This window comes from Iodidimonas sp. MBR-22, assembly GCF_029946565.1.
GTDB lineage: Bacteria > Pseudomonadota > Alphaproteobacteria > Sphingomonadales > Rhodothalassiaceae > Iodidimonas > Iodidimonas nitroreducens.
In genome coordinates this window covers 81259-101129 of the sequence record NZ_JARKVQ010000010.1, presented here as the reverse complement: position 1 = coordinate 101129, position 19871 = coordinate 81259, and the positions used below count along the sequence as shown (strand labels likewise).

Genomic DNA, 19871 nt, shown 5'->3' with positions numbered 1-19871 from the left:
AAGGATTTTTATGATGCGCCTGAAAATGGGATTCGCCCTTCTTTTTTGCCTGTTTGCGATGCCATTGGCGGCGCAGGATCTGGATAAATCTTCGGCTGCGCGGTTCATTGAAAGCCTGCCCGAGGTGATCCTTTTGGGGGAAGACTTGCAGGAAAGCGGCTTGGCTGAAGGGTTTCAAAATGCCCTGAAGCCCAGCGTGGAGCATGGCTTTTCCCCCTATCAGCGGGGCACGGATTGGATGAAGACGGCAGCCCCCGAAAGCTATCAGAAGATGAAGGATGTGGCCGCCGACCATGGCTTTTCCGATGTGGATGAATGGGCACGCGTGGGCGATCAGGTGATGGGCGCTTTCATGGCCATGGAAATGCAAAATATTCCTGATGAAAGCCGGGCCATGGCCGAACAGATGACCCCGGACATGCTGGCGCAGATGCCCCAAGCGGTGCGCGAACAGATCGAAGGCATGAAGATCATGCTGGCCGCGATCAAGGATGTGCCGGAACAAAATATCGAAACGGTGCGGCCCCTGGTGCCGGATTTGAAGGCGGTTCTGGGCGGGCAATAAGCCAAAGCATGATGGCGGGGGGTGAAGCGGAGCATAGCGCGACAATAGACCGCTCTTTTCGATTTCCTTATTCATGCCATATCTGTCCCACAAACTGTTATGGACGATTTTTCGTGTTCGTTAGGAACATTGGGCCGCAATCATGGCCAATCAGTTATGAAGATCAATGAGCTATAAAAGGAGAGTGGATGTGCCAAGGATGCGTTTATTATCGGCGATCTTACCGATTTTAGGCTTTGGGGCTTTGGGCGCGGGCGTGTCTGCCTTGCCTGTGATGGCTCAGGAAGCAGGCAATGCCGATGAGGGGGCGAAGATTTTCCGCCGTTGCCAGGCCTGCCATACGGTTACCGAAGGCCAGCATCGCGTGGGCCCTTCGCTTTATAATGTGGTGGGGCGCGCAGCCGCTACGGTTGAGGGCTTTCCCCGCTATTCCGATGCCATGAAAGCATCCGACATCACCTGGACCGAAGACAATATCTCAAGCTATCTAGAAAATCCCCGGGCTTTCATTCCCGGCAATAGCATGGCTTTTCCCGGCCTTCGGAAGGAACAGGATCGCTTGGATGTTATTGCTTATTTAAAGCGCGCCGCCCAAGCCGACTAAGCGGCCGGACCGAGCAACCGGCTTATGCTTTGGCCGCGCGCCGTCTTCTGACTGTGTGAAGAAAGACGGCAAGTGCCCAGGCTTTTGAGGGCCCAAAGATCACCGCCATTCGGCGCGTCGGTCTTTGGGCCTTTTTCATTTTCGACTGAAAATTGTTTATTTACAATAATTTACAAATACAACCCTTATAAAGCGTAAGATGCTGGAAGGGGCATGAGCTGGCTTGACTAAAGATATTTAATATCATAAGTCATATAAATAAACGGGTGAAGACGATTGCCCGTTCGATCAGGGCTCGGCGGCACCTGTGCACCAAAAAGCACAATAAAAAAAAGCACCCGGGCTCATTTGGATTTTTTGGGAGGGAGATTAAGATGACACAGAAGGCCACGGATGCGCCCCGTTCCCGGCGTTTCTTCACATCCATGACCAGCCGCTTTGCGCTGCTGTCTATGCTGGCTTCAGCCCCCGCTATGGCGCAGGGGTCAGGCACATCAGCCGAAGATGAACCTTTTGAAATCGATGAGATCGTCGTTACCGGGATTCGTGGCAGTTTGAACCGGGCGATGGATATCAAGCGCAATTCTGATCGGATCGTCGATTCCATTTCATCAGAAAATCTTGGTAAATTCCCGGATTCGAATGTCGCCGAATCCCTTCAGCGGATTTCCGGGGTTTCCATTGATCGGTCCGGCGGCGAAGGCCAGTTTGTCACCGTGCGCGGCTTTGGGCCGTCGTTCAATACGGTGCTGGTGAATGGCCGCAGCTTTGCCACCGAAAATCAGGGCCGCGAATTCAGCTTCGATCTTTTGGCTGCCGATCTGATCACCGGCGCCGATGTTTATAAAAGTTCGGTCGCCACCACCCAAACCGGGGCTTTGGGGGCCACCATCAATGTGAAAACGGCCCGGCCCCTTGATATTGGCGGCTTCAAATTTGTGGCCAGTGCCAAAGGCATGTACGAAGACTTATCGGAAAGGGTGCAGCCTCAGGGCTTTGCCTTCATCAGCGATACCTTCATGGATGATCGTCTGGGTCTTTTGCTTTCGATTTCCCATCAATCGCGCGATGCCCAGATCGATTCTGTGGAAACCCGTGGCTTCAACCCCAATAGCAGCCTGCCACAGGCCGGGCTTGAAGGGGTGTTTGTGCCGCAGAATTTCGATCAGATCACCAATTTTGAAAATCGGGATCGCACCGGGGTGACCGGGGTGATTGAATATAAGGCAACGGACCGGCTGCATTTCACGGTGGATGCCTTGTGGAATCGCTTCAAGGTGAAAAGCAATGCGGCCTCTATCGGCCATTGGTTCACCGCCGATCAGATTCTGGATGCCGAGATTGATAGCAATCGCACGGTGACCAATCTCACGCATTCTGAAAATGGCGCCACCGATTTTATCAGCCGCACCTTTAATCGGCCCACCAAGATCAAGGCTCTTGGCTTCAATGCCGATTGGCAGTTGAATGATATGATCAATCTGGTGTTTGATAGTTCATGGTCGCGCGCCACGTCCAATAATGGCGGCAATGACAGCTTTGCGGTGATCGGCTTCAATAATGGTGTCAGCTTCAGCAATGATGGCACAACCGATCTGCCTTCAGTGACCGGTCTGCCCGCCAATCTGCAGGATCCATCCATTGGCCGGGCCCATATCGCCATTCGCGAGGGATGGGATGTGACCGATGAGATTTTTGAAAACCGCCTCGATAGCGCCTGGGAAGTGGATGGCGAGCATCTCAAGCGTTTGAAGATCGGCGCCTATTATGCGGATCGCACCAAAACCAATGAGCTTGTGCGGACTGATCCCAATACCCTGTGCCTGTTTTGCGGCTATTTCGTGGATGTGCCGGATTCGATCCTTCGGCCTTTTGAAAATAGCGGCTTTCTGGCCGGATTTTCTGGCGATATTCCCCGCGCGTTTCAAACCTTCGATCCTGATGATCTTTTTGCCTTCCTCGAATCCCCCGAGGCCGCCACCGCCCGGGATACGCTGTTGAATCTGGCGCCCGGGACCACCGCATCTTTGATCGGACCCAATGGATTTTCCGCACAGGTGCAGCCCGATAGCTTTCGGGTGAATGAAATCGTCGCCGATGCCTATATCGAAGCGGATATCGAGGGCGAAGTGGCGGGCCTGCCATGGTTTGTGAATTTGGGCGCGCGCTATACCCACACCAATCTGACTGCGACCGGTTCGCAGCTCACTTTGAATGATCTGCGCACGGTTTTTGGCGATGAAACAATTTTCCAAGGGGTGTTTGCAGGCGGGGTGGAAACGGTTCGGCAGTCCAATTCCTATGATAAATTCCTGCCCAGTCTGAATGCCAAGATCGAATTCACCGACGAGATCATCGGGCGCTTTGCGGCTTCGAAAACCGTGACCCGGCCGCAATTAACCGATCTGGCCCCCCGGGTGAATTTCGATGTGCTGCGCCCGGGCAATCTGATTGCCAGCGGCGGCAATCCCGATCTGAAGCCCTTTACATCGGATAATTTCGATCTGTCTTTTGAATATTATTATGCGCCGGGCGGCTATTTCACCGTGGCCCTGTATTATAAGCAGATCGATGATTTCATCGTCTCGACTTTGGCGGTGGAAGATTTCCCGGTGGATAATGCCGATAATATCTTCCCCGGTGGCCTGGCTCCGTTCAATGTGCGGCGGCCACGCAATTTTGAAAGCGCGAATGTGCGGGGTGTTGAAATTGCTTTCCAGCATCTGTTCGATTATCTGCCCGGGGTTCTCAGCGGCTTTGGGGTGACGGCGAACGCCACTTTCGTTGCCAGCAATGCCGATGTGGATCAGGGCAGCATCAACCAGACCTTTGCCCTTGAAGGGCTAGGCAATTCGCAGAATTTCATTCTGTTCTATGATAAGGGCGGCTTTGAAAGCCGGATTGCCTATAATCGCCGGGGCGAATTCCTCCAAACCGTTTCCAATCCGGTGGGGGGTGATCCGATTTTCGTCAAAACCTTCGATCAGATCGATGCCCGGGCAAGCTTTGCCATCACGCCCAATGTTTCGGTTTTTGTGGAAGGCATCAATATCACCAATGAAAAAGTCTTTAAAACCGGACGTTTTGACAATCAGCTTTTGCAGGTGGTGAATACCGGTGCGCGCTATGCCTTTGGGGTGCGTACGGAATTCTGATCCTAAGGGATGGGGCTGTTCCCATCCTTGTTTGAACCGGCCGGGGCCCCACCCCGGTCGGTTTTTTTATCAGGGGGCGGCCCAAATGGGCTTCAGATCGCCTGCAGATGCAGGATTAGAAGGCTGTGGGGCATCATCCGGGGCGGCAAAAGGCCCGATTGCATCAAAACCGCGCCCGATGCGGTGATCCCGCCGTCAAATAATTCGGCCCAGAAAGCACTGTTGCCGGGGTCGGGATTTTGCGGCCATAGGGCGCGCATCTGATAAGTGCGATGGGGTTCCAGACCAGAAAAGCGGATTTTGGGCGGCAGGCTTGTAGGGGCGAGGCTGCTGGCAGCGAGATCATGGCCAAGATGGGCGATGCTGACCAGCGCCTGCCCGCCACCATCTTCGATCATGGCAAAGGCATCAAAGGGGGCGGGGCTATCAAAGCGCACCAATTGGCCGGAATGGATCAGCCCGCGCGTGCGTTTATAAAGCGCGATGGCCTGGGCCAGAATGGCTTTATCGGCGGGTGTTTCCTGCCGCAGATCGGCTTCGATCCCCATATGCCCAAACAGCGCCACCGCCGCCCGGGTTTCCATGGGAAAGGCCCGTTTGGTGATATGGCACAGATGCGGCCCCACATGCGCCCCCATCACTTCGGGCGGAAAAAACAGCGAAAATCCGCGCTGGATGGCCAGCCGGTCCATGGCGTCATTGCTGTCGGATGTCCAGATCCGATCGGTGCGGGCCAGAATGCCATAATCGGCGCGGCCTCCCCCCGATGCGCAGCTTTCGATCTCGACCTTGGGATGGGCCGCGCGCAGGCGATCCAAAAGGGCATAAAGGGCATGGATCTGCCGCTCCATCACCGGTTCACCCATTGCCCCGCCGGGATGAAGATTATCGCGGTTCATATCCCATTTCAAATAGGCGATGGGATAGGTTTTCAAAAGATCATCAAGCCGGGAAAACAGCATTGCGCTCACGTCCCCGTGGCTGAGATCAAGGCAAAGCTGATGGCGAAAAGGGATGGGATCGGCCCCTGATGCTGCCAGCACCCAATCGGGATGGGCGCGAAAAAGATCGCTATCAGGATTGACCATTTCCGGCTCGACCCACAGCCCGAAATCCATGCCCTTTTCGTGCACATGATCGATCAGGGGCCCGAGGCCATCGGGATAGATTGCGGGATCGACGAACCAATCCCCCAATCCTGCCCGATCATGGCGCCGGCCTAAAAACCAGCCATCATCAAGCACGAAGCGCTCCGCCCCCACCGCTGCCGCTTCATCGGCCAATTGGCATAAGGTTTTAAGATCATGCTGGAAATAGACCGCTTCCCAGCTATTATAATGAACCTTGCGCGGCATGTTTTTAAGGCCGGGCGATAAAAGGCTGTGGCGCACAAAATGATGGAAATGTGCGCTCAGCCCGTTCAGGCCCTGATCGCTGATGCTGATGAACACATCGGGGCTTTGATAATGCTCGCCCGGTGCAAGGCGAATTTCGCCGGGCAGGAACAAAGACCCTGCCTGTAGATAGCATCGGCCATCGGGCAATTGCCCATGGATAAGGCGGTGATTGCCGCTCCATCCCAGATGGATGGCAAGGGCCGATCCCCGATGATAATCGGTGGTGCTTTCCTTCAAGATCAGCGCCGGGAAGCTGTCATGGGATGTGCGCCCCCGGCGGTTTTCCCGCACGAACTGGCCCATGAAGCCTTTGGTCGTGCGCATTTGAAATTCGCCCGCCCAGCGCCCCTCGAATGACAGGATATGATCGAGAGGATCGGGCACCGGGATGGTGATCGCCGCGCAATGATCGATGACAAAAGGCTCTGGCTCGGCGGATTGATTGCGTATTTCGGTCGACGCTTTCAAAATATCGCCGATCATTGCCAGCCGATGGATGATCATGAGCCCCAATCGCGGATCGGATGCGGTGATCATAAGGGCCTGTCCGCCTGCGATCTCATCGGTTTTGATCCTGTCCCAGCGGGGATTGAAATCCCAGCCACACCCCCCCTGATGCAGGCTGATCGCCGCAGCGCCCAGCCAGCCCGCAGCATGTGTGGGGCTAAGGGAGAGGGGGGCATCGATAGCCGGGCCGCCGGGCACTTCATAGCGTTCATCAAAATGGGCCAGCATGGCGGGGGTGGTTTCGGCGGAGAGATGCCGCCCCAGATAAAGCAGCGCCGGCAGGCTGCCCCGCAGATCGATGATGGCGCTGAGATGATCGCCCTTCAGCACATGAAAAGCGGGGCGATTATTTTCGGGCGTCTTGGCCGACCGTGCATCCAATGGCTGGTCAGATCGCTGTTTGCTGGTCATCATGATCCTCATCTGGGGCAAAGCATAGAGAATGGGGCGGAAAAACTTTACAGCATCGGAAGCCGCCAGCCTTGCATCCTTATAAAATCTTATTAATATGATCAATAGGCAGCGATCTAAAAATAAAGCCTGCCATATAATTAGAACAAAGGATTGGCAGCATAAGCCGATCTTGATGAAAGGGGAGGGGGAATGCTTGGCGTTTGTTATTATCCTGAACATTGGTCGCCCGCTTTATGGCCCGATGATGCCAAACGCATGGCCGATCTGGGCCTAAAGGTAGTGCGAATCGGGGAATTTGCCTGGTCGCGATTGGAGCCAAAGCCGGGAGCATGGCAGATTGATTGGCTGGATCAGGCGATTGATATCCTCGCCGATGCCGGATTGAAGATCGTGATCGGCACCCCCACCGCCACCCCGCCGAAATGGCTCATCGATGCGCATCCCGATATTCTGCCGGTCGATCCCCATACGGGCCGGGTGCGGGGCTTTGGATCGCGGCGTCATTATGATTTTTCAAGCCGCCTTTATCGCGATCTGGCGGCAGGCATCAGTGAAAAACTGGCCCGGCATTATGGCGGGCATAAAGCGGTCATCGGCTGGCAAACCGATAATGAGCTTTGTTGCCATGATACGGCCCTGTCCATCTCGCCCCAGGCGGTGGCGGCTTTTCGCGATTGGTGCAAAGCGCGCTATGGAAGCATTGCCGCCCTCAATGAGGCCTGGGGAAATGTATTCTGGTCGATGGAATACAATGATTTCAGCGAGATCGAAGCCCCCTATGGCGCGGTAACGGAAACCGCCCCGGCGCATCGTCTGGCTTTTCGCCGCTTCACATCCGATCAGGTGGCCCTGTGGCATCGCACGATGATCGCGGCCATCCGCCCCCATGTGGGGGATCAGTTCATCACCCATAATTTCATCCCCATGGCGGAAACCGGGGTGGATAATTTTGCTCTCGCCCGGGGGCTCGATTTTGCATCCTATGATAATTATCCTTTAGGCCGGACCGATCTGGTGCTGCGCGATGCGGGGGCGGATGATTTTCAGCGCTTCATGCGCACGGGCCATCCCGATCTGGGAGCATGGACCTTCGATCAAAGCCGCTGCCTTACCCCGTCTCGCACATTCTGGGTGATGGAACAGCAGCCCGGACCGGTGAACTGGGCCCGGCACAATCCCCGTCCGGCTTCGGGCATGGTCCGGCTATGGACATTGGAAGCCTTTGCCCATGGGGCCATATGCGTCAGCTATTTTCGATGGCGCCAAGCCCCTTTTGCGCAGGAGCAGATGCATGCAGGGCTTTTGCGGCCCGACCATAGCGAGGCGGAAGCCTGGCCCGAAATCAAGGCTGTCGAGGCCGAAATCAGGCATTTGAAATTGGCCGATCTGCCTGCCCCAAAGCCAAAGATTGCCATGATCGTTTCGGCTCCATCACAATGGGTGACCGAGATCGAGCGCCAAGGCGACAGCTATGATCATGAAAGCCTGATGCGGCAATATTACACGGCGCTCAGGTCTTTGGGGTTGGATGTGGATATCCTGAGCGTGGATGATGATCTGACAGGCTATCGGCTCATCTGTGCGCCGGTTTTATCGATCATCAGCGAAGCCGGGGTGGAGGCTTTGCAAAAAAGCGGAGCGACGCTGGTTTTTGGCCCCCGCAGTGGCGGAAAAACGGTGGATTGTGCAATCCCCGAAGGATTGGCACCCGGGGCCTTGCGGGCCTTGCTGCCGATCAGGATTTTGATGGCGGAAACCCTGCGCCCCGGCTGCGGCGGCAGTTTGACATGGCAGGGGAAACGCTATGGGGCCCGGGCGTGGCGCGATCATGTGGATCCCGGCCCGGCTGAATGCCTTGCCCGCTTTGATGATGGCAGCCCGGCGCTGGTGCGGTCGGGGCAGGCCTATTATCTGGCGGGTCTCACCGATGCGCCATTCCTGCGCGATTTTTTCCGCCATTTGTGCGCCTTGCCCGGCCTTGATCTGCCGACGCTCGATTTGCCTGATGATCTGCGGATCAGCCGCCGGGGCGGGCTGGTTTTTGCCTTTAACTATGCTGCCACCGCCCAGCTGGCCCCGGCTCATGCGGGGGCGGATTTCGTGCTGGGTTCGGCGATGATCCCCGCTCATGATGTTGCTATTTGGAAGGATATCTGATGATCCGTCTCGTTTTATTGGCCTGTGCCGCCCTTGTGATCAGCCCTTTTGCGGCGGGGGCCTTTCCACCCTCTGATGCCCCGGAACTGGCGGCGCGGGGCGATTATGCGGTGGGCTATTCCGGCTTGACGCTGGTCAATCCCGATCAGCCCGATCCCCAAAGCGGCGGGCGCGCTGATCGCTCCCTTGATCTCGCCATCTGGTATCCCGCAAAAGCCCGGCCCGATCAGAAGGAGGAGATCATCTATCGCAGCCCCACCCCCTTTACCCCCACCATCGATCCTGCCGATCTGCCTGCGGAAATCACAAGGCAGGGCCGGGCGATCTTGGATGGCGAACCGGTGCGGGGCGAAGCTTTTCCGCTTCTGGTGGTGTCGCATGGCTATCAGAACTGGACCAGCCTTTATAGCTGGCTGGGGGAAGCGATGGCATCGAAAGGCTATGTGGTGGTGGCCATCGCCCATCGCGATATTTTGCCGGTGAACGCCATGGTGCAGCAATTATCCTTCGCCACCACCGTGGCCCATCGCAGCCGGGATCAGCGCTTTGTGATCACGGCCTTACAAGAATTGGCGGCGGATGGCGAAAGCCCGTGGCATGATCTGTATGATCCCCAAAAGATCGCCCTTCTGGGCTATTCCATGGGGGGCTTTGGGGCGATCACCACCGCCGGTGCGGGCTATGATCCGGCCTCATTGGTGATGCAATCCATGCCCAAAGATATCATGCAGGGCATGCTGGACACTGATGCGCCGCCGCCGCCCGAGGGCGTGAAGGCTCTGGTGGCTTTTGCCCCCTGGGGCTATCAGCCGCCTTTTTCATCCTGGCGGCCCGAAGCTTTGGCACAGATCACCCTGCCCAGCCTGTTCATTGATGGGGATCTTGATGATGTATCCGATTATGCCAAGGGCGTGCGCCCTTTATGGCAGGCGATGACCGGCTCGGATCGCTATCTTTTGAGCTTTCAAAATGCCCGGCATAATATCGCGGTCAATGATGCGCCCCCGGAATTAAAGGATTATTTCCAGTTTCGCGAAAGATTGGAAGAGCCGGTTTGGCGCACGGATCGAATCCTCGCCATCAATATTCACATGATCACCGCTTTTCTTGATTGGACCTTGAAGGGCGATGATGCGGCCCGCAGCTATCTCGATGTGCCCACGCCTTTGGCTAATGATGGGGTTTGGCCGATTGGTCAGGGCGAGCAGGTGGGCGCGGCATTGGCTGATGAGGCCGGGGCGAGCGCGGGCTATTGGCGGGGCTTTCATCGGCGCTGGGCGGTGGGATTGCAGCTTGAACATCTGCTCCCTTCAGCGGATGGGGCAGCGAACGTGACAGGGGATTGAGAGCGTGGAGGAGATGGATCTCAAATCGGTTCAGGTCATCGTTTTTTTTGCCGTCACTGCGCTCATCGGCTTTGCCACCTGGCGGAAAGTGCGCGGCGCGGGGCGGAAAAGCAGCGATAGCAACAAGGAATTCTTCCTCGCGGGCGGGGGGCTTTCCTGGGTTTTTGTGGCGGGGTCGATCACGCTTACCAATCTTTCCACCGATCAGTTGGTGGGGATGAATGGCAATCAGATGGCCCTCTTGGCCTGGTGGGAATTATTTGCGGTGCTGGGGCTGATGATCCTGGCCCGGCTTTTCCTGCCGGTTTATTATCATTATCAATGCACCACCACCACGGAATTGCTGGAAAAGCGCTTCAAGGATCATCATGTGCGGGCGGTGATTGCCCTGCTGTTTTTACTGGGCAATGTGTTCATCTATCTGCCGATCATGCTTTATACCGGCTCGTTATTCATGAAATCGATGTTCGGGGTGGAAGCGCCGATCCTGTTGATTGCCACGGCCTTTGCCATCGTGGGGGCGGCCTATGCTGTTTTGGGGGGGCTGCGGGCGGTGGCTGTTTCCGATACCTATAGCGGCATCTTGCTTTTGGGCATGGGGATTTTGGTGGTTTATCTGGCCCTTGATGCCATCGGCTTTGATTTATCAGGCATCCCGCGTGAAAGGCTGACGATGCTGGGCGGCAATGATAGCCCCATCCCCTGGCACACATTGCTCACGGGGATGATTTTCATCCAGATTTTCTATTGGTCCACCAATCAAACCATCACCCAGCGGGCGATGGCCGCGCCCACGGTGAAAGAAGCGCAAAAAGGCGTTTATGCGGCGGCCCTGATCCGGCTGGTGCTGATCCCGCCGATGATCGTTTTGCCCGGCATCGTTTCTTATAAGCTTTATGGCAATATCGGCGATGCGGCCTATGGCCGGATCGTGGGCGATGTTTTGCCCTTGTGGCTTTCGGGGCTGTTTGCGGCCGCCATCGCCGCTGCCGTGCTGACCAGCTTTAATAGTGTGCTCAATTCATCGGCCACCCTTTATGTGTGTGATATTCATGAACGCTATATCAAGGCAAAGCCCAATGTGGTGCGGTTGAATGCGGCGATCACCTTGGGGTTCGTTGTGGCCGCGCTGATGCTGGTGCCGGTTTATGATGGGGCGGCCAGCATCATCAATCTGGTGCAGCAATTGAATGGCCTGTTGTCGATGCCGATTTTGTCTGTTTTCATTCTTGGTCTGTTGTTCCAGAATGTGGATGCCCGGGCGGCGATTATTGCGGTGGTTTTCGGGGTGGGGCTATATGCCATCTTCACCTTTTTATGGACCCCTTTACACTATATCCATCTGATGTTTCTGACCCTGATCAGCTCGCTTTCGGTTTCCTTGCTGGTCAATAGGCTGGTTTTTGGCCGCCATGCCCGATTTGAACTGCCCATGCGCAGCCAGCAGGCTGCGAACATCCGTAATGAGGAGAGCGTGACAATCCCATGAGTATGATGGAGCAAGACCCGGAACAGATCTATGATGTGCTGATCGTGGGGGGCGGGGTGAATGGCGTGGGCATTGCCGCCGATGCCGCCGGGCGGGGCTTATCCGTTTTATTATGCGAAAAAGATGATCTGGCCAGTGCCACCTCTTCATCGAGCAGCAAGCTCATTCATGGTGGCATCCGCTATCTTGAACATTATGAATTCCGGCTGGTGGCGAAGGCTTTGGCCGAGCGTGAAGTGCTCCTTCGGGCCGCTCCGCATATCATCTGGCCCCTGCGCTTTCGCCTGCCCCATCTGCCATCTTTGCGCCCGGCCTGGATGATCCGCATCGGCCTTTTTCTTTATGATCATCTGGCCCGCCGCGCCAGCCTGCCGGGATCGCGATCTGTGCGCTTTGGCCCCGATAGCCCGCTTAAACCCGGCATCGAAAAAGGCTTTGAATATTCGGATTGCTGGGTGGATGATGCCCGGCTCGTGGTGCTCAATGCCATGGCGGCGCGCGATCATGGGGCGCTGATCCTGCCGCGCACCCGCTGTGTTTCGGCGCAATATGAGGGCGGGGTCTGGCAGGTGCTTTTGCATAATGAGATCAGCGGCGAGCCGCACCGGGTCAGGGCCCGGCTTTTGGTGAATGCTGCAGGGCCATGGGTGCAAAGCTTCATCGAAGAGAAGCTGCATCGTCCCTCGCCCCGGCATGTGCGGCTGGTGAAGGGCAGCCATATCGTGGTGCCCCGGCTTTATGAGGGCCCGGAATGCTATATCTTGCAAAATGATGATAAGCGGATTGTTTTTGCCATCCCCTATGAGGGGGAATTTACCCTGATCGGCACCACCGACAAGGAAATCAGCGGTGATCCCGGCAAGGTTGACATCGATGCCGATGAACAGGCCTATCTGTTGTCGATCATCAATCATTATTTCAAGCGCCAGATCACGGATCGCGATATCTGCTGGAGCTATGCCGGGGTGCGCCCCCTGCTTGATGATGAAAGCAGCGATGCCTCCACTGTGACCCGCGATTATCTGCTGACCCTGACCGGAATGGCCGAGGGTGGGGAAGATGGGGCCAAGACAGAGGGCGGCGCGCCCCTGCTATCGGTTTTCGGCGGCAAGATCACCACTTTTCGCCTGCTGGCAAAAGAAGCGGTGGATAAAATGCAGGCGGTGTTCCCCGATCTGGGGCCATCCCGCACCCAGGATCAAACCCTGCCCGGCGGTGATTTTGATAACCCCGCCACCCTTTATGATCGGCTGAAGGCTGAAGCCCCGTGGCTGCCCGATGATGTGGCGCGCCGCTATGTGCGCAGCTATGGCACGGCGGTTTTTGCATTGCTTGATGGATGCACCGCGCTTGCTGCCATGGGCGAGGATTTTGGTGCCGGACTTTATGAGGCGGAAGTGCAGTATCTGCGCCGCCATGAATGGGCGGTGCAGGCCGAAGATATTGTGTGGCGGCGCAGCAAGCGCGGCCTGTTCATGACCAAGGCGCAGCAATCGCGTTTGCAGGAATGGCTCGACAGCCGCAATGATTAAGCCTTGATAACAGCCTTTAGCGCATCACCCGGCCGCCATCCACAAACAGCGTTTGGCCGGTGATCATGGCCGCCATCCGCGAGGCCAGAAACAGCGCCGCATGGGCGCAATCTTCGCCCGATATGGTTTGCTTTAGCGCCTGTTGCGCCAAACAGTCCGCCAAAGCCTCATCGGTGACCCATAAATCCTTTTGCCGTTCGGTCATCACCCAGCCGGGAATCAGGCTATTGACGCGGATACCGTCCGGCCCCAATTCCCGGGCCAAAGCGCGACTCAGCCCCTCAATCGCGGCTTTTGCCGTCACATAGGCAGGATAGCCCGAAAGCCCCAGATGGGCGGAGTTTGACCCCACATTGATGATCGCGCCCCGGCCTTTTTCGCGCATGGCGGGGGCGGCTGTTTGGGCCGTGAAAAAATGCGGGCGCAGATTGGTATCAAGGCTATCGGCCCAGCCTTTTTCATCCAGATCAAGCAGGCTGTGGCGGGTATCGCGGGCGGCATTATTGATCAGAATATCGATGCTGCCATGCTGATCGGCGGCCTTTGCCATCGCCGCGCGCAGGGCACTGAGATCGCGAATATCGCACGGGATGAACAAGGGCCGCTGGCCGGTTTCCTCGGCCACTGCATCACAGAGCGCCAAAGCCGGGGCTTGGGTCAGCGACACAAAGGCAACCCGTGCGCCCTGACTTGCGAAGGCATGGACGAAATACGCCCCGATGCCCGATCCGCCGCCGGTGATGAACACGGACTGCCCATCCAGATCGGTAAGCTTAGGATATGGCTGGCTGGCAATGCCTTCGATTTTTTGGGCCATGATCAATTCTCGTGCCGGATAAAAAGGATGCGATGCGGAAAAGACAGATAAGTTCATGCTTTAGCAGTGGTGGGGCTTTACAACAAGATTATTTATCATATAAATTTAGAATGACAGGGACGAGCCATTCAGGATTTTCCCGATAAGAGCAAAAGACGATAAAGACCAAGAGACTATGTTGCCTTTACAGCCTATGAAAGAACCAAAGAATGGGCAGCATGAAAATGCGCAAGCGGGGACCGCGTGGATGAATAGGAATGCGGATAGGGCGTTTTCGATTGTCGGGGATTGGGGAACCAGTCATCTCAGGCTTTTTCTGGTTCATGATAACCGGATCATCGATCAGTGCGATGGTCCGGGCCTGGCGGCAGCGATTGCCGATCCCGGCGATGCCTTCATGCGGGCCACAGCAGGCTGGCGGGCGGATCATGGTGCTTTGCCGGTGCTTTTGGCGGGCACGGTGGGATCGAATATCGGCTGGCGCGAAGTGCCTTATCGGCCATGCCCCATTGCCTGTGACAAGCTGGTGGATGGGGCGGTTCATTTCCGCCATGAAGGCCATGATCTGGCGATCATTCCCGGGCTGAGCTGCATCAATCCTTTAGGCTATGCCGATTATATGCGGGGCGAGGAAACGCAGATCCTGGGGGCTTTGATGAGCGATCCGGCCCTGAAAATCGGGCGGCAGATCATCTGCCTGCCCGGAACCCACAGCAAATGGGTGATTTTGCAAGATGGGGTGGTGGAGCGGTTTTTTTCCAGTTTGACCGGTGAATTTTATGGGATCATCAAGGATCATAGCGTTTTGCTGCGGGGGTCGGGCACCGATGATGGCTTTCATGAAACCGCCTTTATCGAAGGGGTGAAGCGGATTTGCGCAAACAAAGGGGCGATGTTGCTCAATCGCCTGTTTGAAGTGCGGGCCCGCCAGATTTCCAGGGAATTGACAGTGGGCGAAGCGGCCTCGTTTTTATCCGGGCTTTTGATCGGCGCGGATGTGGATGCCGCCCTGCGTATTCTGGATTGGAGCCATGCGGGCTATGATCGGGTGACCATCATCGCCACCCGGCATTTATCCGATCTTTATGCCTTGGCCCTTGATCGCTATGGGGTGGCGTCCCAGTCTTTGGATGGCAAGCAGCAATCGGGCACGGGATTGCTGGCGATGGCTGCCCGCTTGCGAGATTTGGAAAGGTCTGTCGATGTCCCTTGAAACAGTCTCTCCACCAACCCCTGCTCCACAAGATCAAAAAGGCGAAGCGCTGCGCCACCGGTTGCGAGAGAGGCTTGCAGCGATGCCGATCATCGCCATCCTGCGGGGCATCACCCCCGATGCGGTGGAGGATGTAGGGGCGATCCTTGTGGATGCGGGGATCCGTATGATCGAGGTGCCCTTGAATTCGCCAAATGCGATGGATAGTATCGGCAGGCTGGCAAAAGCCCTGAAGGGCCGCGCAATGGTGGGGGCGGGCACTGTGCTCACGCCCTTGGATGTGGATCGGGTGGCAGAAGCAGGGGGCGAGATCATCGTTTCTCCCGATAGCCATGGCCCGGTCATCCGGCGCGCCATTGCTTTGGGTGTTGAGCCCATTCCCGGTTTCGCCACGGCCAGCGAGGCCTTTTCGGCCCTGAGGGCAGGGGCGCGTTTTTTGAAATTATTTCCCGCCGCCAGCTATGGTCGGGGGCATATTTCGGCGCTGAAGGCGGTTTTGCCTGATGATGCGCGGGTTCTGGCCGTGGGGGGCGTGGGGCCGGAAAATCTGGCGGATTGGGCGGCGGCGGGGGCGGATGGCTTTGGCATCGGTACGGGGATCTATAAGCCGGGTCTGCATCTTGATGCCGTGGCAAAGGCCGCAGCGGCCCATGTGGCGGCATGGCATCGTCATGTTGGCTGAAGCTTATGGGCGGATCGCCTGCGGGTGCACTTTGGGCGAAGGCATCCAATGGCACGAACCCTCGCAGTCTTTATGGTGGACCGATATCGAAAAGGCCCGGCTTTGGCGGGCAAAGCCGGATTTCCAGGCATTGGAACGCAATCCGGGCGCGGTGATCGAGGCGACCGAGATCAGCCTGCCGGAGCGCTTATGTTCTTTTGCCTTCACCAAAGAACCGGATGTGATTGTGGCGGCTTTTGCATCGGGGCTTGCCTTTTATCATCTGGAGCATCGTACGATCGATTGGATTGCCCGCCCGGAATTGGGGGAAACGGGGCGGCGCTTCAATGATGGCCGGGCCGACCGGGCGGGGCGCTTTTGGGTGGGCAGCATGGTCGAGGATGAAAGCCTCGCCGGGGCGGCCAGCGCCAGCCTCTATTGTCTCGATCTTGATGCCCGGCTGCATCTGCGCCAAGGCGGTATCGCCATATCCAATGGGCTGTGTTTCAGCCCCGATGGGAAAAAAGCCTATTTTGCCGATTCCCCGACCCGTCGGATCGTGGCGTCTGATTATGATGGGGACAGCGGCGTTCGCCAATCGCCGCGTCTTTTTGCGCAAACCCCCGATGGGGCTTTTCCCGATGGCGCCGCGGTCGATGCTGAAGGCGGTTTGTGGAGTGCTTTTTGGGGGGCAGGGCTGGTGCGGCATTATGCCCCGGATGGTCGTTTGATGGGCGATATTGCCCTGTCGGCGCCCCAGCCGAGTTGTGTTTGTTTTGCCGGGCCGGATTTGGATTATCTGTGCGTCACCACAGCCCGAGCCGGGCTTTCCGCCGAAGCCCTTGCCACGGCGCCGCATTCGGGCGATGTTTTTATTTATAAAATAAAACAGGCGGGTTTGCCGGAAAATCGGTATGAGGGGCTCATCCCGGGCAAACGTTCCTTCTAATCCAAGGGTGGGTGAATAATGCAGAATCATTCAGGTCGCAACCTGACCTATGTCATCGTGCATGATCTGGGGCGGGCGATTGTGAAAGGCCATTATGACCAACATAATCCTTTCCCGATCGAAGCCGCCCTTTGTACGCAATATGGTGCCAGCCGCAGCGTGCTGCGCGAAGCGGTGAAAATGCTGACGGCCAAAGGGTTGCTCAGGGCACGTCCCCGCCAGGGGACCTGGATCGAGCCGGAAGAAAACTGGAATCTGCTCGATCCCGATGTTCTGCAATGGCTTTTGGAGCGAAAATATTCCCCGCAGTTGCTGGTGGAATTCACGGAAATGCGGCTGGCTTTCGAGCCGGTGGCCGCCGCCCTTGCCGCTCAGCGCTGCCATCCCGAAGATATCCAGAATATTCTGGCGGCCCTGGATCGCATGCGCGAAGCGGAAAAGGGCAATGATGATCCCTTGAGTTCGGATATCGCCTTTCATGTGTCGATCCTCAATGCCTGCGGCAATCGCTTTTATGCCCAGTTGAAAGGCATGATCAACACCGCCTTGCGGATTTCCATCCGCCTGACCAACCAGCGCAAAGGTGTACCTTTGGCCAGCATCCGCGATCATAAAAAGGTGGTGGATGCAATCATTGCCCGTGACCCCGAAGCGGCCAGCGAAGCGATGCGCGCCCTGATCATTGAAGCGATGATGCTCATTCAGCAATCACAGGCTGATGAACTGCAAAAAGCTGCCAGCATCGGTAGCTCAACAAAAAGCGCGCAATGATAGAATTGAACAGATTTTTATAAACTGTTAGTTTGCATTTCTCACCTTCTCTAGAAGGGCTGAACGCTTCTGGACAAGGTCCATGATGGCTTGCCGCTCGGGCTTTACCCCCAGCGCTCGGGCCGGATCCATGAGGAGTGCAAACATGAAAAGACAATCGATTCTGGCGATCCTGACCACTTGGCTGCTTCTGGCTTTCGGGAGTACCGCCATGGCCATGCCCTGCATGATTTTTGTGCATGGAAAACAAACCGATACGGGAAGTTTTACCAATTGGACCAAGGCCCGGGATTATTGGCGTTCGGGCAGTTCGGATTTCATCGGCATTTCGACTAAAAATTTCAATGCCTCGCATTATGTGGTGGGCTATAATGGCACCCGGCCCTTCTGGGATTCCCTGGCGGCGGGCGAGGTTGCGGCTGAAATCATCAATGCAACCAATGGCGGTGCCGATGGCGGCGGCAATCGCTGTGCCACAAGCTGGGCGGCGGGCGGCAATTTCTGGATCATCGCGCACAGCATGGGCGGCACGGTGATGGATTTCATTCTGGGCAATGCCAACAGCAGCACCCCCAATTTCAATCTCAATGGCGCTTATGATGTGGTGGCCCAGCGCACCAGCCTCGTGGTGTCGGTTGGCGGTGCCCATCGTGGTTCCCAAGGGGCGGATGCGGTTTGCGGCGATGCGGCGTCCTTGTGTAATTTCATTGCCGGCTTCATCCAGGATTGTGATGATGCCACCTTCTGGCTGCGTAGTTCCGATGATGTGCAGGTGCGGACATTTTCCAATGCGCCGGCCCGCAATGTGTATCTGATTGGCGGTTTTGAAGCCATTTTCGGGGCCAGTGCCTGTTTATCGGGCGAAGATGATGGGGTGGTGCAATATGCCTCCATGTTTGCCTGTGGTGGCAGTGCTACGGCCAGCTATAATAACAGCAATGTTTGCAATAATGGCTTCAAGCAGGAAGCATCGGGCTTTTTCAATCTCGATTCCGCTCATGAAAATCATAATGATGAGCGGGATGCGACCGATTCCGACCAGCGCCGTCAGGTCCCGGATGGTTTCTGGATCTGTGGTGGCGCAAGCTGTGCGCCCAATACCCGGGTGCAAACAGGCATGACGACGGCCCGTTTCATCAGTACCCTTTATTGATATGTGCAAAGGATCAAGGATCATGAAGAGACTATTGTCTTCGATTACGCCAAAGCTTTTGGGCGCGATCATGGCCGGATCGGTGCTGATGGTCGGGGCTTTTGATGGTGGGTTGATGGGGTCGCCATCGGCACGCGCGCAAGAGTCTGCTGAAACCATCCCCGATCTGGCGGCCCATGCGGCGGCCAGCTATCGCCAGCAGGCCCGCTTCCCGGCCTGGTCGCAGCCGGTGGCGCGGGGCGCGGTGGATCCGGTGCTTGCCGAACGCATCCCGACCCGCCAGATTTTGCCCAGCGAAAGCGGCATGGGCTTAAGTGTTTGGCCTGATGATATGCGCTTTGAATCCGGGGATGAGGCCCGGCTTTATGCGCGCCTCGAAAGCACGGGCAAAAATGATGAGGATCTGCTCAGCATCCCCAATGCTGATGGGGCCGCAGGGCCATGGCAGATCAGCGCCGTTGTCACCGGCCAGCTTTCGGGGCCGCTGGGCACGATCAGCTATCAAGATGATGGCCGCAATGGCGATGAGCAGGCGGGCGATGGCATTTATACCGCCCGCTTCACCTTGCCCGAAGCCTTTGATCCACTGCCGGGCTATGCCGAAAATATTGCCGTGGTCGTCACCGCCAGCAATGGCAAGGGCGAGGAATATAAAGGCATCACCGGCTTTTTATACAGCCATCCCGCAGCCAGGCTCACCGGCCAATATGTTGAAAAGCTGGTGGATGGGGATCTGGTGATCAGTGCCGAGATCGAAGCCACCACAAAGGGCCGCTTTCATCTTTCGGGAACCATGCACAGCCTGCGCGGCGTTCCTTTGGTCACGGCCCAAAGCGCGGAAAATCTCGATGCCGGCACCCATTGGATCGATCTTCGTTTCTACGGATTGGCCTTGAGCGAGGCCGGGGCGAAAGGGCCTTTGACCCTTGGCAGTGTCACCCTTGCCAGCATCAAGGGGCTGCCCAATGCTTTGGGGCCGGTTTTGCATAATGTGTATCGCACCATGCCTTTCGTGCCCGAGCAATTCCACAGCCGTTCCTTTGATCGGCCTGATCTGATGGAACAGGCACGGCGGCTGGATGTGGGCCGGATCGATCTCGATCATCAGCGCGGCGATAAAAAACCGCCACGCAATTAAGCC

General features: G+C 56.7%; 15 protein-coding genes. 13 read left to right on the top strand and 2 right to left on the bottom strand.

The annotated features are described in order from the left end of the window. Positions 1 to 10: 10 nt before the first annotated feature. The 3 genes from QK300_RS09265 (at position 11) to QK300_RS09255 (ending at position 4324) form a co-directional block, all read left to right on the top strand. Positions 11 to 565 (top strand): hypothetical protein, encoded by a 555-nt coding sequence (locus tag QK300_RS09265; protein WP_281301341.1) that lies wholly within the window; start codon positions 11 to 13, stop codon positions 563 to 565. A gap of 199 nt (positions 566 to 764) precedes the next feature. Further along, positions 765 to 1169, top strand: a complete 405-nt coding sequence (locus tag QK300_RS09260; RefSeq protein WP_281301342.1) for a cytochrome c family protein — start codon at positions 765 to 767, stop codon at positions 1167 to 1169. 374 nt (positions 1170 to 1543) lie between these two features. Further along, positions 1544 to 4324, top strand: coding sequence for a TonB-dependent receptor (locus tag QK300_RS09255; protein ID WP_281301343.1), 2781 nt, complete (start codon positions 1544 to 1546; stop codon positions 4322 to 4324). Positions 4325 to 4416: 92 nt separating this feature from the next. On the opposite strand, the gene QK300_RS09250 is transcribed toward QK300_RS09255, so the two are convergent. Continuing rightward, positions 4417 to 6639 (bottom strand): alpha-galactosidase, encoded by a 2223-nt coding sequence (locus QK300_RS09250; protein WP_281320838.1) that lies wholly within the window; start codon positions 6637 to 6639, stop codon positions 4417 to 4419. A gap of 192 nt (positions 6640 to 6831) precedes the next feature. On the opposite strand from QK300_RS09250, the gene QK300_RS09245 reads away from it, so the two are divergent. The 4 genes from QK300_RS09245 to glpD are packed head-to-tail and all read left to right on the top strand — an operon-like array spanning position 6832 to position 13166. Beyond that, positions 6832 to 8799, top strand: a complete 1968-nt coding sequence (locus tag QK300_RS09245; RefSeq protein ID WP_281301345.1) for a beta-galactosidase — start codon at positions 6832 to 6834, stop codon at positions 8797 to 8799. Continuing rightward, on the top strand, positions 8799 to 10145 hold the full coding sequence (locus QK300_RS09240) for a hypothetical protein (protein WP_281301346.1): 1347 nt from the start codon (positions 8799 to 8801) through the stop codon (positions 10143 to 10145). The genes QK300_RS09245 and QK300_RS09240 overlap by 1 nt, the downstream gene beginning before the upstream one ends. A gap of 13 nt (positions 10146 to 10158) precedes the next feature. Beyond that, a complete protein-coding gene (locus QK300_RS09235; RefSeq protein WP_281301423.1) occupies positions 10159 to 11634 on the top strand; it encodes an SLC5 family protein in 1476 nt (491 codons plus the stop codon). Next, complete coding sequence (gene glpD / locus QK300_RS09230; RefSeq protein WP_281301347.1) at positions 11631 to 13166, top strand: glycerol-3-phosphate dehydrogenase; 1536 nt, start codon at positions 11631 to 11633, stop codon at positions 13164 to 13166. The genes QK300_RS09235 and glpD overlap by 4 nt, the downstream gene beginning before the upstream one ends. A gap of 16 nt (positions 13167 to 13182) precedes the next feature. On the opposite strand, the gene QK300_RS09225 is transcribed toward glpD, so the two are convergent. Next, positions 13183 to 14040 (bottom strand): SDR family oxidoreductase, encoded by an 858-nt coding sequence (locus tag QK300_RS09225; RefSeq protein ID WP_281302290.1) that lies wholly within the window; start codon positions 14038 to 14040, stop codon positions 13183 to 13185. Between the two features lie 190 nt (positions 14041 to 14230). Here QK300_RS09225 and QK300_RS09220 point away from each other — a divergent pair, with 190 nt between their 5' ends. From QK300_RS09220 to QK300_RS09195, 6 genes are all read left to right on the top strand, one after another. Next, a complete protein-coding gene (locus QK300_RS09220; protein ID WP_281301349.1) occupies positions 14231 to 15196 on the top strand; it encodes a 2-dehydro-3-deoxygalactonokinase in 966 nt (321 codons plus the stop codon). Next, positions 15186 to 15878, top strand: coding sequence for a 2-dehydro-3-deoxy-6-phosphogalactonate aldolase (locus QK300_RS09215; protein WP_281301350.1), 693 nt, complete (start codon positions 15186 to 15188; stop codon positions 15876 to 15878). The genes QK300_RS09220 and QK300_RS09215 overlap by 11 nt, the downstream gene beginning before the upstream one ends. After that, on the top strand, positions 15868 to 16806 hold the full coding sequence (locus tag QK300_RS09210) for an SMP-30/gluconolactonase/LRE family protein (protein WP_281301351.1): 939 nt from the start codon (positions 15868 to 15870) through the stop codon (positions 16804 to 16806). Before QK300_RS09215 ends, QK300_RS09210 begins: the two co-directional genes overlap by 11 nt. Positions 16807 to 16824: 18 nt before the next feature. After that, complete coding sequence (locus tag QK300_RS09205) at positions 16825 to 17577, top strand: FadR/GntR family transcriptional regulator (protein WP_281301352.1); 753 nt, start codon at positions 16825 to 16827, stop codon at positions 17575 to 17577. A gap of 145 nt (positions 17578 to 17722) precedes the next feature. Beyond that, the gene (locus QK300_RS09200; RefSeq protein WP_281301353.1) at positions 17723 to 18730 is read left to right on the top strand and encodes a hypothetical protein; all 1008 of its coding nucleotides are present in this window, start codon (positions 17723 to 17725) and stop codon (positions 18728 to 18730) included. 22 nt (positions 18731 to 18752) lie between these two features. Continuing rightward, positions 18753 to 19868, top strand: coding sequence for a choice-of-anchor X domain-containing protein (locus QK300_RS09195; RefSeq protein WP_281301354.1), 1116 nt, complete (start codon positions 18753 to 18755; stop codon positions 19866 to 19868). The last annotated feature ends 3 nt before the right edge of the window (positions 19869 to 19871 follow it).